The organism is Streptomyces sp. NPDC059224 (assembly GCF_042754285.1).
GTDB lineage: Bacteria > Actinomycetota > Actinomycetes > Streptomycetales > Streptomycetaceae > Streptomyces.
In genome coordinates this window covers 59,532-75,705 of record NZ_JBHZAN010000009.1, presented here as the reverse complement: position 1 = coordinate 75,705, position 16,174 = coordinate 59,532, and the positions used below count along the sequence as shown (strand labels likewise).

The window sequence follows — 16,174 nt, the reverse complement described above, 5'->3', positions numbered from 1 at the left end:
TGTGATCGCCCTCTCCCTCGCCGAGATCGCTGCAGTCGTCGGCGGGCAGACGCACGACATACCGGATCCGTCCGTCCAGGTCACCGGGGAGGTCGTCCGGGACTCCCGCGAGGCGGGCCCCGGCAGCCTGTTCGCCGCCTTCGTGGGCGAGCGTGTGGACGGCCACGACTTCGCCGCCCAGGTCGTCGCACAGGGCGCGGTCGCCGTACTGGCGTCGCGCCCCGTCGGCGTGCCCGCGATCGTCGTGGACGACGTCCAGACCGCCCTCGGCGCCCTCGCCCGCCATGTCGTACGGCGGCTCGGCGCGACCCTGGTGGCTCTCACCGGCTCGGCCGGCAAGACCAGCACCAAGGACCTCATCGCCCAGGTGCTGCGCACCAAGGCACCGACCGTGTTCACGCCGGGCTCGCTCAACAACGAGATCGGGCTGCCGCTGACCGCCCTGTCCGCCACCGAGGAGACGAAGTTCCTGGTGCTGGAGATGGGCGCCAGAGGCATCGGCCACATCCGCTACCTCGCGGACCTGACGCCCCCGAGGATCGGGCTCGTCCTGAACGTCGGCACCGCCCACATCGGCGAGTTCGGCGGCCGTGAGCAGATCGCCCAGGCGAAGGGCGAGTTGGTGGAGGCCCTGCCGCCGGCCGAGGAGGGCGGCACCGCGATCCTCAACGCGGACGACCCCCTGGTGCGGGCCATGGCATCCCGTACCAAGGCGAAGGTGGTCCTTTTCGGAGAGTCGGCCGAAGCGGACGTACGCGCCGAGAACGTACGACTCACGGACACGGGACAGCCCGCGTTCAGCCTTCACACACCCTCCGGTGCAAGCGATGTGACCATGCGCCTGTACGGTGAGCACCACGTGTCGAACGCGCTCGCCGCGGCCGCCGTCGCCCATGAGCTGGGCATGTCCGCGGAAGAGATCGCCACCGCGCTCTCCGAGGCTGGCTCCCTCTCCCGCTGGCGTATGGAGGTCACCGAGCGCCCGGACGGCGTGACCATCGTCAACGACGCCTACAACGCCAACCCCGAGTCCATGCGAGCCGCGCTGCGCGCGCTCGCGGCCATGGGCACAGCCTCACAGGCAAAGGGGGGACGCACGTGGGCGGTGCTCGGCAAGATGGCCGAGCTCGGGGACGAGGCGCTCGCCGAGCACGACGCGGTCGGACGGCTCGCCGTCCGGCTCAATGTCGGCAAGCTCGTCGCGGTCGGGGGAGTAGAAGCCTCCTGGCTGCAACTGGGCGCATATAACGAGGGTTCGTGGGGTGAGGAGTCGGTGCACGTGTCCGACGCACAGGCGGCGGTCGACCTGTTGCGCAGCGAGTTGCGCCCGGGGGACGTCGTCCTCGTGAAGGCGTCACGGTCGGTGGGCCTGGAGAGCGTTGCCCAGGCGCTCCTCCAGAGCGGTACCGAGGGTGTTGATGCCCGATGATGAAGCAGATCCTGTTCTCGGGTGTCATCGGTCTCTTCCTGACGCTGATCGGCACTCCGCTGCTGATCAAGCTCCTCGCGCGCAAGGGCTACGGCCAGTACATCCGTGACGACGGCCCGCGCGAGCACGCCAGCAAGCGCGGTACGCCGACGATGGGCGGTATCGCCTTCATCCTGTCGACGGTCGCCGCCTACTTCCTGTCCAAGGTGATCACCGGCTACACCCCGACCTACTCGGGTCTGCTGGTGCTCGGCCTGATGTGCGGGATGGGCCTGGTCGGCTTCCTGGACGACTACATCAAGATCGTCAAGCGGCGTTCGCTGGGCCTTCGGGCCAAGGCGAAGATGGCCGGCCAGCTGATCGTCGGCATCGGATTCGCGGTACTGTCACTGCAGTTCGCCGACGCCCGCGGCAACACTCCGGCCTCCACCAAGCTGTCGTTCATCACGGACTTCGGCTGGTCCATCGGCCCGGTGCTGTTCGTGGTCTGGGCGCTGTTCATGATCCTGGCGATGTCGAACGGCGTGAACCTGACCGACGGTCTGGACGGTCTGGCCACCGGCGCCTCCGTGCTCGTCTTCGGCGCCTACACCTTTATCGGCGTCTGGCAGTTCCAGGAGTCCTGCGCCAACGCGCAGACGCTCACCAACCCGGCGGCCTGCTACGAGGTCCGCGATCCGCTCGACCTCGCGGTCATCGCCTCCGCGCTGATGGGTTCCTGCCTCGGCTTCCTGTGGTGGAACACCTCGCCGGCCAAGATCTTCATGGGCGACACCGGTTCGCTCGCGCTCGGCGGTGTCCTCACGGGTCTGGCGATCCTCTCCCGGACCGAGCTGCTCGTGGCCATCATGGGCGGTCTGTTCGTCCTCATCACCATGTCGGTCGTCATCCAGGTCGGCTCCTTCCGGCTCACCGGCAGGCGCGTCTTCCGGATGGCGCCCCTCCAGCACCACTTCGAACTCAAGGGCTGGTCCGAAGTCCTCGTGGTGGTCCGCTTCTGGATCATCCAGGGCATCTGTGTGATTGTCGGACTCGGGCTCTTCTATGCAGGATGGGCAGCGGACAAGTGACCGACTGGCAGGGCAAGCACGTCACCGTCGCCGGGCTCGGCGTCTCAGGTGTCCCGGCGGCCCGGGTGCTGCACGCGCGCGGGGCGATCGTCACGGTCGTCAACGACGGCGACGACGCACGCGCGCGTGAACAGGCCGCCGAACTGGAGGCCCTGGGCGTCACGGTACGGCTCGGTGACGGCGCCACCCTGCCCGAGGGCACCGAGCTGATCGTCACCGCGCCCGGCTGGAAGCCGGACAAGCCGCTGTTCACGGCGGCCCGCGCGGCCGGCATCGAGATCTGGGGCGACGTCGAACTCGCCTGGCGGCTCCGGGGCCCCGGGGCCGCCCCCTGGCTGGCCGTCACCGGGACCAACGGCAAGACCTCCACCGTGCAGATGCTGGCGTCCGTCCTGAAGGCCGCCGGCCTGCGCACGGCCGCTGTCGGCAACATCGGCGTCTCGCTGCTCGACGCGGTCCTCGGCGACGAGGAGTACGACGTCCTGGCGGTCGAGCTGTCCAGCTACCAGCTGCACTGGGCGCCTTCGCTGCGCGCCCACTCGGCGGCCGTGCTCAACCTCGCCCCCGACCACCTCGACTGGCACGGCTCCATGGAGGCGTACGCCGCCGACAAGGGCCGTATCTACGAGGGCAACCGGGTCGCGTGCGTCTACAACGTCGCCGACAAGCTCACCGAGGAACTGGTACGGGGGGCCGACGTCGAGGAGGGCTGCCGGGCCGTGGGCTTCACCCTCGGCACCCCCGGGCCGTCCCAACTCGGCGTCGTGGACGGCATCCTGGTGGACCGCGCCTTCGTCGAGAACCGGCAGAAGAACGCCCAGGAGCTCGCCGAGGTCTCCGACGTCAACCCGCCGGTCCCGCACAACATCGCCAACGCCCTTGCCGCGGCGGCCCTCGCGCGCGCCTTCGGGGTGCCCGCCACGGCCGTACGGGACGGGCTGCGCAACTTCACCCCGGACGCCCACCGCATCGCGTACGTGGCCGACGTGGACGGGGTCGCCTACATCGACGACTCCAAGGCGACCAACACGCACGCGGCGGAAGCCTCGTTGGCGTCATATGAGTCGATCGTATGGATTGCGGGCGGTCTGGCGAAGGGCGCGACCTTCGACGAACTGGTCGCCAGGTCTGCGAAGCGGCTCCGCGGGGTGGTGCTGATCGGCGCCGATCGCGCCCTCATCCGGGAGGCCCTCGCGCGACACGCGCCGGAAGTACCCGTCGTCGACCTCGACCGGACCGACACTGGGGCGATGCTCGCGGCGGTCCAGGAGGCGCGGCGACTGGCGGTCGAGGGCGACACCGTGCTCCTCGCTCCCGCCTGTGCCTCCATGGACATGTTCGCCAACTACAACAAGCGCGGTGACGCGTTCGCTCAGGCTGTTCGCGAACTCGGCGCCTGACCCGGCCGCCAGCCGGGCGACCTTGGGAGGGACGCGTGGGACGGTCGACGTTCAGCGGAGGCGTTGATGCCCGGTAGCCGCACCGGCCGCCCGCCCGTACAGCGAGCGGTCCGCAGGCCCGCCGCTCCCCGCACGGCGCGCGACAATCCGCTGCGGCGGCTCCACACGCGTCTGCACCGGGCCTGGGACCGGCCGCTGACGGCGTACTACCTGATCCTCGGCGGCAGCCTGCTGATCATCGTGCTGGGTCTGGTGATGGTCTACTCGGCCTCCCAGATCACCGCGCTGCAGATGTCGCTGCCGGGTTCGTTCTTCTTCCGCAAACAGTTCCTGGCCGCCTGCATCGGGGGCGTGCTGCTGTTCCTGGCGTCCCGCATGCCGGTGAAACTGCACCGTGCGCTCGCCTACCCGATCCTCGCCGGCGCCGTCTTCCTGATGGCTCTGGTGCAGGTCCCCGGGATAGGGATGTCGGTCAACGGCAACCAGAACTGGATCTCCCTGGGCGGCTCCTTCCAGATCCAGCCCAGTGAGTTCGGCAAGCTCGCCCTGGTGCTGTGGGGCGCCGACCTGATGGCGCGCAAACAGGAGAAGCGGCTGCTGACCCAGTGGAAGCACATGCTGGTGCCGCTGGTCCCGGTCAGCTTCCTGCTGCTCGGTCTGATCATGCTCGGCGGCGACATGGGTACGGCGATCATCCTGACCGCGATCCTGTTCGGCCTGCTGTGGCTGGCGGGGGCGCCGACCCGGTTGTTCGCCGGGGTGCTGTCGATCGCCGGCGTGCTCGGTGTGATCCTCATCAAGACCAGCCCCAACCGGATGGCCCGGCTCGCCTGCATCGGTGCCACCGAGCCCAAGACCGGCGTCGCCGACTGCTGGCAGGCGGTTCATGGCATCTACGCCCTGGCCTCCGGCGGCCTCTTCGGATCCGGGCTCGGTGCCAGCGTGGAGAAATGGGGCCAACTACCCGAAGCCCACACCGACTTCATCTTCGCCGTCACCGGTGAGGAACTGGGCCTGGCGGGGACGCTGTCGGTACTGGCCCTCTTCGCGGCTCTAGGCTATGCGGGTATCCGCGTGGCCGGACGCACGGAGGACCCCTTCGTGAGGTATGCCGCGGGAGGTGTGACCACCTGGATCACCGCACAGGCGGTGATCAACATCGGTGCGGTGCTCGGTCTGCTGCCGATCGCCGGCGTCCCCCTTCCGCTGTTCTCCTACGGAGGCTCCGCCCTGCTGCCGACCATGTTCGCCATCGGGCTGCTGATCGCCTTCGCGCGCGACGAGCCCGCTGCGCGGGCGGCGCTTGCGCGGCGGCAGCCTCGCTTTGGTAGAAAGCGGGGGGCCGGGAGTCCTGCGGGGCCTCGGAGATGGAACACGATGCGACGGCGCGCCTCGGTGGCGCGCCCGTCCGGAGAGCGGTGAATTTCGGTGCATGTCGTACTCGCTGGTGGGGGGACCGCCGGCCACATCGAGCCCGCGCTCGCCCTCGCGGACGCCCTGCGCAGGCAGGACCCCACCGTGGGGATCACGGCCCTGGGCACGGAGCGCGGTCTGGAGACCAGGCTGGTGCCCGAGCGCGGCTACGAGCTCGCCCTGATCCCGGCGGTGCCGCTGCCCCGCAAGCCCACCCCTGAACTGATCACCGTGCCGGGCCGGCTGCGCGGCACCATCAAGGCGGCCGAGCAGATCCTGGAGCGCACCAAGGCGGACTGCGTCGTCGGCTTCGGCGGCTATGTCGCCCTGCCCGCCTACCTCGCCGCCAAGCGGCTCGGTGTGCCGATCGTGATCCACGAGGCCAACGCCCGTCCCGGCCTCGCCAACAAGATCGGCTCCCGGTACGCCGCCCGGGTCGCGGTCTCCACCCCGGACAGCAAGCTGCGCGACGCCCGCTACATCGGCATCCCGCTGCGCCGCTCGATCTCCGTGCTGGACCGCGCGGCCGCCCGCCCGGAGGGCCGTCACCGCTTCGGCCTCGACCCCAACCTGCCCACCCTGCTGGTCTCCGGCGGCTCCCAGGGTGCCCGCCGCCTCAATGAGGTCACCCAGCAGGTGGCGCCCTGGCTCCAGCAGGCGGGCATCCAGATCCTGCACGCGGTCGGCCCGAAGAACGAACTGCCGCAGGTACACCAGATGCCGGGGATGCCGCCGTATGTCCCGGTAAGTTACCTGGACCGGATGGACCTCGCGTACGCGGCGGCCGACATGATGCTCTGCCGCGCGGGTGCGATGACCGTCGCCGAACTCTCCGCCGTCGGACTCCCGGCCGCCTACGTCCCGCTGCCCATCGGCAACGGCGAACAGCGGCTGAACGCCCAGCCGGTGGTCAAGGCCGGCGGCGGCCTGCTGGTCGACGACGCGGAACTCACCCCGGAGTGGGTGCAGCAGAACGTCCTGCCCGTGCTCGCCGATCCGCACCGGCTGTACGAAATGTCCCGCGCGGCAAGCGAGTTCGGCCGCCGGGACGCCGACGACCTGCTCGTCGGGATGGTGTACGAGGCGATCGCCGCCGGCCGTTAGGCGGTACGACGAAAGGCAAGTGAGCAGCGTGGCCGGACCGACCACCGCCGAGCGCGGTCAACGCCAGCAGGAGTCGTCCGGCCCGCGGCCCGCCCGGCGGTGGGGAAACCGCCGCTTTCGTATGATCGTCATTCTGGCCCTGGGGGTTGTGCTCCTGGGCTCCGGCTCCGTCTGGCTGCTGTACGGCTCCCCGTGGCTGCGCGTGCGGCACGTCTCCGTCTCCGGGACGGCCGTTCTCACGCCCGAGGAGGTGCGGGAGGCGGCCGGCGTTCCGGTCGGGGCGCCGCTCGTCTCGGTCGACACGGACGCCGTCGAGGCCCGACTGCGCCGGAAACTGCCCCGCATTGACGAGATCGACGTCGTCCGTTCCTGGCCCCGTGGAATCGGGCTGAAAGTGACCGAGCGTACGCCCGTCCTGCTCATCGAAAAGGGCGGAAAGTTCACCGAAGTGGACAAGAAAGGCGTACGGTTCGCGACGGTTTCGCAGGCACCGAAAGGTGCTCCGGCGCTGGAATTGAGTCTGTCCCGGTCCGGTTCGGCCACCGCGAGCCTGCGCCGCTTCGGCACCGGCCGGCTGGTGCGGGAAGCGGTGGAGGTCGCGGGTGACATTCCGGCCGCCGTCCGCCGGGACACCCGGACCCTCAAGGTCCGTTCCTACGACGACATCACGCTGGAGTTGAGCGGCGGCCGCACGGTCGAGTGGGGCAGCGCCGAGAACGGCGCCGCCAAGGCGCGCACGCTCACCGCCCTCATGAAAGCCGCCTCCGGCGCGCGGTACTTCGACGTAAGTGTTCCCACCGCCCCTGCGTCAGCGGCGAGTTGACGCACATCAGCGCAGGCCAGCACCCTGGTTGGGCACTGCTACGGCTGATCACATAGGGTGAAAAGAAAAACGGGAGGTTCGGCGTGTTCGTTGAACGGGCGCCACTTGTCGACTTAGTGTCCTGTTCAGAAGACTTCAAGGAACGGACACACTGGTAACCCTAAACTTCAACGTTAGGGTTCGGGTCGGCGCTACGGACCGTCCCAATCGGCATCTGCCGTCCCGCGCGGGCATCGCATGGCGACGGCAACGTAATTCGAGGCGAGAGGCCTTCGACGTGGCAGCACCGCAGAACTACCTCGCAGTCATCAAGGTCATCGGTGTCGGCGGCGGTGGTGTCAATGCCATCAACCGGATGATCGAGGTCGGTCTCAAGGGCGTCGAGTTCATCGCCATCAACACCGACGCTCAGGCGCTGTTGATGAGCGACGCCGACGTCAAGCTCGACGTCGGCCGTGAACTCACCCGTGGACTCGGCGCCGGCGCCAACCCGGCCGTCGGCCGCAAGGCCGCCGAGGACCACCGCGAGGAGATCGAGGAGGTCCTCAAGGGGGCCGACATGGTCTTCGTGACGGCCGGCGAAGGCGGCGGCACCGGCACCGGCGGCGCCCCCGTCGTGGCCAACATCGCCCGCTCGCTGGGCGCGCTCACCATCGGCGTGGTCACCCGCCCCTTCACCTTCGAGGGCCGGCGCCGCGCCAACCAGGCCGAGGACGGCATCGCGGAACTCCGCGAGGAGGTCGACACCCTCATCGTCATCCCGAACGACCGGCTGCTCTCCATCTCGGACCGCCAGGTCTCGGTCCTCGACGCGTTCAAGTCGGCCGACCAGGTCCTGCTCTCCGGCGTCCAGGGCATCACCGACCTCATCACCACGCCCGGCCTGATCAACCTCGACTTCGCCGACGTCAAGTCCGTCATGTCCGAGGCCGGCTCGGCGCTCATGGGCATCGGTTCGGCCCGCGGCGACGACCGTGCGGTGGCCGCCGCCGAGATGGCGATCTCCTCGCCGCTCCTGGAGGCCTCCATCGACGGCGCCCGGGGCGTGCTGCTCTCCATCTCCGGCGGTTCCGACCTCGGCCTGTTCGAGATCAACGAGGCCGCCCAGCTGGTCAGCGAGGCCGCCCACCCCGAGGCCAACATCATCTTCGGCGCGGTCATCGACGACGCCCTCGGCGACGAGGTCCGGGTGACGGTCATCGCGGCCGGCTTCGACGGGGGCCAGCCCCCGGCCCGCCGGGACAACGTGCTGGGCTCGTCCTCGGCCTCGGCCTCGGCCCGCCGCGAGGAGCCCGCTCCGGTCCGGCAGCCCGAGTCCCGCCCGTCCTTCGGCTCGCTCGGCAGCGTGACCCCGAAGGAGGAGCCGGAGCCGGCGCCCGAGCCGGTGGCCGACATCCCGGTCGCCCCGCCGGTCCCGCCGTCGCGTTCCTACACGGACAGCGCGGCCGAGGAACTGGACGTACCGGACTTCCTCAAGTGATCCTTCTGACGTGATAGGACAGCGCGAAACCGTGAACGGCGCGCACTTCGGCTTCACCGACAGGTGGGGCGGGGTGAGCGCCGTTCCGTACGAGCAGCTCAACCTGGGCGGGGCGGTCGGTGACGACCCCGCCGTGGTACGGACCAACCGTGAGCTGGCCGCCAGGTCGCTGGGCCTGGACCCCGGCCGGGTGGTCTGGATGAACCAGGTGCACGGCAACGACGTGGCCGAGGTCGAAGGGCCGTGGACCACCGGGCCCACCCCCGAGGTGGACGGACTGGTGACCGCGACGCGGGGGCTCGCCCTCGCCGTGCTGACCGCAGACTGCGTGCCGGTCCTGCTGGCCGACCCGGTGGCCAAAGTGGTCGCCGCCGCCCACGCCGGACGGCCGGGCATGGTGAAGGGGATCGTGCCGGCCGCGATCGGCGCCATGGTCTCGCTCGGCGCCGAACCGGCCCGGATCGTCGCCCGCACCGGACCCGCCGTCTGCGGACGGTGCTACGAGGTGCCGGAGGCGATGCGGGCCGAAGTGGCCGCCGTCGAGCCGGCGGCGCACGCCGAGACCAGCTGGGGCACCCCCGCGGTCGACGTGAGCGCCGGCGTGCACGCGCAGCTCGCGCGCGCCGGGGTGCTCGACCGGGCGCAGTCGCCGGTGTGCACGCGGGAGTCGGATGATCACTTCTCGTACCGTCGGGACCGTACCACCGGGCGGCTCGCGGGCTATGTATGGCTGGACTGATGGGGCATGACGGACCGTAGGACCGAACTCGCCGCGAACCTGGCGAAAGTGGAGGAGCGCATCGGCGCCGCCTGTGCGGCGGCCGGGCGCAAGCGGGCCGAGGTGACCCTGATCGTGGTCACCAAGACCTACCCGGCGAGCGATGTGCGGATCCTGTCGGGGCTCGGCGTGCGCCATGTCGCCGAGAACCGGGACCAGGACGCCGCCCCCAAGGCCGCCGAATGCGCGGATCTGCCCCTCGCCTGGCACTTTGTCGGTCAATTGCAGACCAATAAAGTGCGGTCCGTGGTGGGTTACGCGGATCTCGTGCAGTCCGTCGACCGTTCCAGGCTCGTCGAGGCGCTGTCGAGGGAGGCGGTGCGGGCCGGGCGCGAGGTGGGGTGCCTCCTTCAGGTCGCGCTGGACGCGGGCGCGAGCGGAAGGGGGGAGCGCGGCGGCGTGGCACCGGGCGGAATCGAAGAGTTGGCCGACCAGGTCGCCGGATCGCCGGGTCTGCGGCTCGGCGGCCTGATGACCGTCGCTCCGCTCTCCGGGGAGTACGCGGGGCGTCAACGGGCGGCGTTCGAGCGGTTGATGGATTTGTCGACCGACCTGCGCCGAGCCCATCCGGCTGCGAACATGGTCTCCGCAGGGATGAGTGCGGACCTGGAGGAAGCCGTGGCCGCCGGGGCGACACATGTGCGCGTCGGCACTGCGGTACTCGGCGTCCGCCCCGGGCTCGGGTAACGTCGCCAAGAAGTCGGACCACAGCAGAAAATATGGTCAATGTGGCCCAATATGGGCACAACGGCCACGTGGATCGCGGGACTTGGCAGTCGTCACCGATCCACCACAGAGCGGAGGACTCAGAGCATGGCCGGCGCGATGCGCAAGATGGCGGTCTACCTCGGCCTCGTGGAGGACGATGGGTACGACGGCCGCGGATTCGACCCTGACGACGACTTCGAGCCCGAACTGGACCCGGAGCCCGAACGGGACCATCGACGGCATGAGCCGTCACACCAGTCCCACGGAGCACACCAGTCCCAAAGGGACGATTCGGTGCGAGTGGTGCAACCGCCGGCGCCGCGTGAGCCGGTGTCGCATTCCGCGTCGCTGCCCGTGGAATCGGGTCGCCCGGCGCGTATCGCCCCCGTGGCGTCCATCACACAAGAACGCGCGAGCCTGGAGAAGAACGCACCGGTGATCATGCCCAAGGTCGTGTCGGAACGAGAGCCGTACCGGATCACCACACTCCACCCCCGGACCTACAACGAGGCCCGTACCATCGGGGAACACTTCCGTGAGGGCACCCCGGTGATCATGAATCTGACTGAGATGGATGACACAGACGCGAAGCGACTTGTCGACTTTGCGGCCGGTTTGGTGTTTGGTCTTCACGGCAGCATCGAGCGGGTGACGCAGAAGGTGTTCCTGTTGTCGCCTGCTAACGTCGATGTCACGGCGGAGGACAAGGCCCGCATCGCAGAGGGCGGGTTCTTCAACCAGAGCTGAGACACCACACCGGTAGGAAGATGGAACAGGGGAGAGGGAAGCACGGATCATGAGCGTGTTCCTTGATGTGATCTACATCGCGCTGATGTGCTTCCTCATCGTGCTGATCTTCCGGTTGGTCATGGACTACGTGTTCCAGTTCGCCCGCTCATGGCAACCAGGCAAGGCGATGGTGGTCGTACTTGAGGCCACTTACACTGTCACCGATCCACCGCTCAAGCTTCTGCGGCGGTTCATCCCGCCGCTGCGTCTCGGGGGCGTGGCGCTCGACCTGTCCTTCTTCGTACTGATGATCATCGTCTACATCCTGATCGCGATCGTTGGTCGGCTGTGATGAGCGATGTGACCTACCGTCTTGCCGATGCCGACGACTACGTTGAGGTGAAGAGATGCCGTTGACCCCCGAGGACGTGCGGAACAAGCAGTTCACGACCGTCCGCCTCCGAGAAGGCTATGACGAGGACGAGGTCGATGCCTTCCTCGATGAGGTCGAAGCCGAACTGACGCGCCTGCTCCGCGAGAACGAGGACCTGCGCGCCAAACTGGCCGCGGCCACGCGCGCGGCTGCCCAGAACCAGCAGAACATGCGCAAGCCTCCGGAGCCGCAGGACCAGCAGGGCGGCATGCCCCAGGGCGGTATGCCCCAGCAGGGCGGCATGCCGCAGCAGGGTGGCATGCCCCAGCAGGGCATGCGAGGTCCCGGCGCTCCGGTGCCCGCCGGCATATCGGGCCCGCCGCAGCAGCAGATGGGTGGCCCCATGGGCGGTCCCCCGCAGCTGCCGAGCGGCGCCCCGCAGCTGCCGGCCGGTCCCAGTGGCCAGGGCGGTCCGCAGGGTCCTGGTCCGATGGGTCAGGGTCCGATGGGTCAGGGCCCCATGGGCCAGGGCGGCCCGATGGGTCAGGGTCCGATGGGTCAGGGCCCCATGGGCCAGGGTGGTCCGATGGGCCAGGGTGGTCCGATGGGCCAGGGTCCGATGGGCCAGGGCATGGGCCAGGGCCCGATGGGCGGCCAGCCCCCCATGCAGCAGCAGATGGGCGGCCCGATGGGCGGCCCCATGGGCGGTCCGATGGGCGGCCCCGGTCAGGGCCCTGGTGGCGACAGCGCCGCCCGCGTCCTCTCGCTGGCCCAGCAGACCGCCGACCAGGCGATCGCCGAGGCCCGCTCCGAGGCCAACAAGATCGTCGGCGAGGCCCGCAGCCGCGCCGAGGGTCTGGAGCGTGACGCCCGTGCCAAGGCGGACGCGCTGGAGCGGGACGCGCAGGAGAAGCACCGCGTCGCCATGGGCTCCCTGGAGTCCGCGCGCGCCACGCTGGAGCGCAAGGTCGAGGACCTGCGAGGCTTCGAGCGTGAGTACCGCACGCGTCTGAAGTCGTACCTGGAGTCGCAGCTGCGTCAGCTGGAGACCCAGGCCGACGACTCGCTGGCGCCGCCGCGTACCCCCGCCACGGCTTCCCTGCCGCCGTCCCCGGCGCCCTCCATGGCCCCGGCCGGCGCGAGCGCCCCGTCCTACGGCGGCCAGCCCATGGGCGGCCCGTCTGCCGCTCCGCCGTCCTACGGCGGCCAGCAGCAGATGACGCCGGCGATGACCCAGCCGATGGCACCGGTACGCCCGCAGGGCCCCTCTCCGATGGGCCAGGCGCCGTCCCCGATGCGCGGCTTCCTCATCGACGAGGACGACAACTGACGGCGGGCGCGTAGCGCGTCGCAGTCGTCGGCAGAGCATGACAGGGCGGGCCCCGGATCTCGATCCGGGGCCCGCCCTGTTTATGCGCGTTGCACGTCCCGGCACGGGGCCGGCGTCGAGGGGCGCGGGGAACCGCGCACGGTGGTGTGGCGGGCCGTGGCCATGAGGAGGGGCCCGTCCTCCCCCTGGTGGGAAGAACGGGCCCCTCCTGGCCGAGACCGGCGCCTACGCCTTCCGCAGGCGGAACGTCAGCGACAACCCCTCGTCGGTGAAGGGCGCCCCGTAGCCGTCCTCACCTTCGCCCTGCGCGAAGTCCGTCGCCAGCACCTCGTCCGCGATCAGCTCGGCATGCTCCGCCAGCGCCGCGATCACCGCCGGGTCGGTCGACACCCACCGCAGCGCGATCCGGTCGGCCACGTCGAGCCCGCTGTTCTTGCGCGCCTCCTGGATCAGCCGGATAGCGTCCCGGGCGAGCCCCGCCTGGCGCAGCTCCTCCGTGATCTCCAGGTCGAGCGCGACGGTCGCACCGGAGTCCGACGCCACCGACCAGCCCTCACGAGGCGTCTCCGTGATGATCACCTCGTCCGGTGCCAGCGTCACGGTCTCGCCGCCGACCTCCACCGACGCCGTGCCCTCGCGCAGCGCCAGCGACAGCGCGGCCGCGTCCGCCGCGGCGACCGCCTTCGCCACGTCCTGCACCCGCTTGCCGAACCGCTTGCCCAGCGCCCGGAAATTGGCCTTGGCGGTGGTGTCCACCAGGGAGCCGCCCACCTCGGACAGCGACGCCAGCGAGGAGACGTTCAGTTCGTCGGTGATCTGCGTGTGCAGCTCCGGGGCGAGCGCGTCGAAGCCGACCGCGGCGACCAGCGCCCGGGACAGCGGCTGACGGGTCTTGACGCCCGACTCCGCGCGCGTGGCCCGGCCGAGCTCCACGAGCCGTCGTACCAGAAGCATCTGCCGGGACAGCTCCGGGTCGATCGCGGACAGGTCCGCCTCCGGCCAGGAGGTCAGGTGTACCGACTCCGGTGCGCCTGGGGTGACCGGCACCACCAGGTCCTGCCAGACCCGCTCGGTGATGAACGGGGTCAGCGGGGCCATCAGCCTGGTGACGGTCTCCACCACCTCGTGCAGCGTGCGCAGCGCGGCCTTGTCGCCCTGCCAGAAGCGGCGGCGCGAGCGGCGGACGTACCAGTTGGACAGGTCGTCGACGAACGCGGACAGCAGCTTGCCGGCGCGCTGGGTGTCGTACGCCTCCAGCGCCTGGGTCACCTGGTCGGTGAGCGCGTGCAGCTCGGACAGCAGCCAGCGGTCGAGCAGCGGGCGGTCGGCCGGAGCCGGGTCCGCCGCGCTCGGCGCCCAGTTCGACGTGCGGGCGTACAGCGCCTGGAAGGCGACCGTGTTCCAGTACGTCAGGAGGGTCTTGCGCACGACCTCCTGGATGGTGCCGTGGCCGACCCGGCGGGCCGCCCACGGGGATCCGCCGGCGGCCATGAACCAGCGCACCGCGTCCGCGCCGTGCCGGTCCATGAGCGGGATCGGCTGCAGGATGTTGCCCAGGTGCTTGGACATCTTGCGGCCGTCCTCGGCGAGGATGTGGCCGAGGCACACCACGTTCTCGTACGACGACTTGTCGAAGACCAGCGTGCCGACCGCCATGAGGGTGTAGAACCACCCTCGCGTCTGGTCGATCGCCTCGGAGATGAACTGGGCGGGGTAGCGGCTCTCGAACAGCTCCTTGTTCTTGTACGGGTAGCCCCACTGCGCGAACGGCATCGAGCCCGAGTCGTACCAGGCGTCGATGACCTCCGGCACGCGCGTGGCCGTCTTCGCGCACTGCGGGCAGGCGAAGGTGACCTCGTCGATGAACGGGCGGTGCGGGTCCAGGCCCGACTGGTCGGTGCCGGTCAGCTCGGTGAGCTCCGCGCGGGAACCGACCACGGTGAGGTGGTCGTCCTCGCAGCGCCAGATCGGCAGCGGGGTGCCCCAGTAGCGGTTGCGGGACAGCGCCCAGTCGATGTTGTTGTTCAGCCAGTCCCCGTAGCGGCCGTGCTTGACGGTCTCCGGGAACCAGTTCGTCTTCTCGTTCTCCTGGAGGAGCCGGTCCTTGATCTCCGTGGTGCGGATGTACCAGGACGGCTGCGCGTAGTAGAGCAGCGCGGTGTGACAGCGCCAGCAGTGCGGGTAGCTGTGCTCGTACGGCAGGTGCTTGAAGAGGAGGCCGCGCTGCGCCAGGTCCTCGGTGAGGCGTTCGTCGGCCTTCTTGAAGAAGACGCCGCCGACCAGCGGGACGTCCTCCTCGAAGGTGCCGTCCGGGCGGACCGGGTTCACCACCGGCAGGCCGTAGGCGCGGCAGACCTTGAGGTCCTCCTCACCGAAGGCGGGGGACTGGTGGACCAGACCCGTACCGTCCTCGGTCGTGACGTACTCCGCGTTCACGACGTAGTGCGCCGGTTCCGGGAACTCCACGAGCTCGAACGGACGTTGATAGGTCCAGCGCTCCATCTCGGCGCCGGTGAAGGTCTCACCCGTGGTCTCCCAGCCCTCGCCGAGCGCCTTGGCGACCAGCTGCCCGGCGACGACGAGCCGCTCCTCGCCGTTGGTGGCGACGACGTAGGTGACCTCCGGGTGCGCGGCGACCGCCGTGTTGGACACCAGGGTCCACGGGGTGGTCGTCCACACCAGGAGCGCGGCCTGGCCGGCGAGCGGACCGGAGGTGAGCGGGAAACGGACGTACACGGAGGGGTCGACGACCGTCTCGTAGCCCTGCGCCAGCTCGTGGTCGGACAGGCCGGTGCCGCACCGCGGGCACCAGGGGGCGACGCGGTGGTCCTGGACCAGCAGGCCCTTGCCGAAGATCTCCTTGAGCGACCACCAGACCGACTCGATGTACTCGGGGTCCATGGTCACGTACGCGTCGTCGAGGTCGACCCAGTAGCCCATGCGGGTCGTCAGTTCGGAGAACGCGTCGGTGTGCCGGAGGACGGACTCCCGGCACTTCGCGTTGAACTCGGCGACGCCGTACGCCTCGATGTCGGGCTTGCCGCTGAAGCCCAGCTCCTTCTCGACCGCCAGCTCCACGGGCAGGCCGTGGCAGTCCCAGCCGGCCTTGCGGGCCACGTGGTAGCCGCGCATGGTGCGGAAGCGCGGGAAGACGTCCTTGAAGACGCGCGCCTCGATGTGGTGGGCGCCGGGCATGCCGTTGGCGGTGGGCGGCCCCTCGTAGAACACCCACTCGGGGCGGCCCTCGGACTGCTCCAGGGTCTTGGCGAAGATCTTCTGCTCGCGCCAGAAGTCGAGCACGGCGTGCTCGAGGGCGGGCAGGTCGACCTGTGCGGGCACCTGGCGGTACGTCGGCGCTGTCATCTGCGAGCTTCCTCCAACGGACTTGCTGCCTTCCGTCGGAGGGACGAGAGCCTTGTCTTGCGGACGCCGTGTGCGGCGCGCTCCCGCGGTACCACCCTCCTTGGCTCCCCGGCCGCCGTACGTGCCGCGGAGCCCCCTCATTGGGGTCGCGAAACCGGTTCTACTCGCCCCCGC

General features: G+C 69.9%; 13 protein-coding genes. 12 read left to right on the top strand and 1 reads right to left on the bottom strand.

All coding sequences use genetic code 11. From position 1 onward, the window contains the following. The first annotated feature begins 1 nt into the window (after position 1). From murF to ACFXI4_RS11555, 12 genes are all read left to right on the top strand, one after another. Complete coding sequence (gene murF / locus ACFXI4_RS11610; RefSeq protein ID WP_362728428.1) at positions 2-1,429, top strand: UDP-N-acetylmuramoyl-tripeptide--D-alanyl-D-alanine ligase; 1,428 nt, start codon at positions 2-4, stop codon at positions 1,427-1,429. Further along, on the top strand, positions 1,429-2,499 hold the full coding sequence (gene mraY, locus ACFXI4_RS11605) for a phospho-N-acetylmuramoyl-pentapeptide-transferase (protein ID WP_362728432.1): 1,071 nt from the start codon (positions 1,429-1,431) through the stop codon (positions 2,497-2,499). Before murF ends, mraY begins: the two co-directional genes overlap by 1 nt. Beyond that, positions 2,481-3,899, top strand: coding sequence for a UDP-N-acetylmuramoyl-L-alanine--D-glutamate ligase (murD, locus tag ACFXI4_RS11600; protein ID WP_384989592.1), 1,419 nt, complete (start codon positions 2,481-2,483; stop codon positions 3,897-3,899). The genes mraY and murD overlap by 19 nt, the downstream gene beginning before the upstream one ends. Positions 3,900-3,965: 66 nt before the next feature. After that, positions 3,966-5,321 carry a putative lipid II flippase FtsW gene (ftsW, locus tag ACFXI4_RS11595; protein ID WP_362721483.1) on the top strand — a complete coding sequence of 452 codons (1,356 nt, stop codon included), beginning with the start codon at positions 3,966-3,968 and terminating at the stop codon, positions 5,319-5,321. A 6-nt stretch (positions 5,322-5,327) separates the two neighbouring features. Then, on the top strand, positions 5,328-6,416 hold the full coding sequence (gene murG / locus ACFXI4_RS11590; RefSeq protein ID WP_384989590.1) for an undecaprenyldiphospho-muramoylpentapeptide beta-N-acetylglucosaminyltransferase: 1,089 nt from the start codon (positions 5,328-5,330) through the stop codon (positions 6,414-6,416). A 28-nt stretch (positions 6,417-6,444) separates the two neighbouring features. After that, positions 6,445-7,239: a cell division protein FtsQ/DivIB gene (locus tag ACFXI4_RS11585; RefSeq protein ID WP_384989794.1), complete on the top strand. Its 795-nt coding sequence runs from the start codon at positions 6,445-6,447 to the stop codon at positions 7,237-7,239. 277 nt (positions 7,240-7,516) lie between these two features. Beyond that, entirely contained in the window at positions 7,517-8,719 is a 1,203-nt protein-coding gene (ftsZ, locus tag ACFXI4_RS11580; protein ID WP_384989589.1) for a cell division protein FtsZ, read from the top strand. Positions 8,720-8,729: 10 nt separating this feature from the next. Next, the gene (pgeF, locus tag ACFXI4_RS11575; RefSeq protein ID WP_384989588.1) at positions 8,730-9,458 is read left to right on the top strand and encodes a peptidoglycan editing factor PgeF; all 729 of its coding nucleotides are present in this window, start codon (positions 8,730-8,732) and stop codon (positions 9,456-9,458) included. 6 nt (positions 9,459-9,464) lie between these two features. After that, complete coding sequence (locus ACFXI4_RS11570; RefSeq protein WP_384989586.1) at positions 9,465-10,184, top strand: YggS family pyridoxal phosphate-dependent enzyme; 720 nt, start codon at positions 9,465-9,467, stop codon at positions 10,182-10,184. Between the two features lie 126 nt (positions 10,185-10,310). Further along, entirely contained in the window at positions 10,311-10,952 is a 642-nt protein-coding gene (locus ACFXI4_RS11565) for a cell division protein SepF (protein ID WP_362728551.1), read from the top strand. A 49-nt stretch (positions 10,953-11,001) separates the two neighbouring features. Further along, on the top strand, positions 11,002-11,286 hold the full coding sequence (locus ACFXI4_RS11560; protein WP_046729537.1) for a YggT family protein: 285 nt from the start codon (positions 11,002-11,004) through the stop codon (positions 11,284-11,286). 55 nt (positions 11,287-11,341) lie between these two features. Further along, complete coding sequence (locus ACFXI4_RS11555; RefSeq protein WP_384989584.1) at positions 11,342-12,637, top strand: DivIVA domain-containing protein; 1,296 nt, start codon at positions 11,342-11,344, stop codon at positions 12,635-12,637. A 225-nt stretch (positions 12,638-12,862) separates the two neighbouring features. On the opposite strand, the gene ileS is transcribed toward ACFXI4_RS11555, so the two are convergent. Beyond that, positions 12,863-16,000, bottom strand: coding sequence for an isoleucine--tRNA ligase (gene ileS / locus ACFXI4_RS11550; RefSeq protein ID WP_384989582.1), 3,138 nt, complete (start codon positions 15,998-16,000; stop codon positions 12,863-12,865). Positions 16,001-16,174 lie beyond the last annotated feature (174 nt).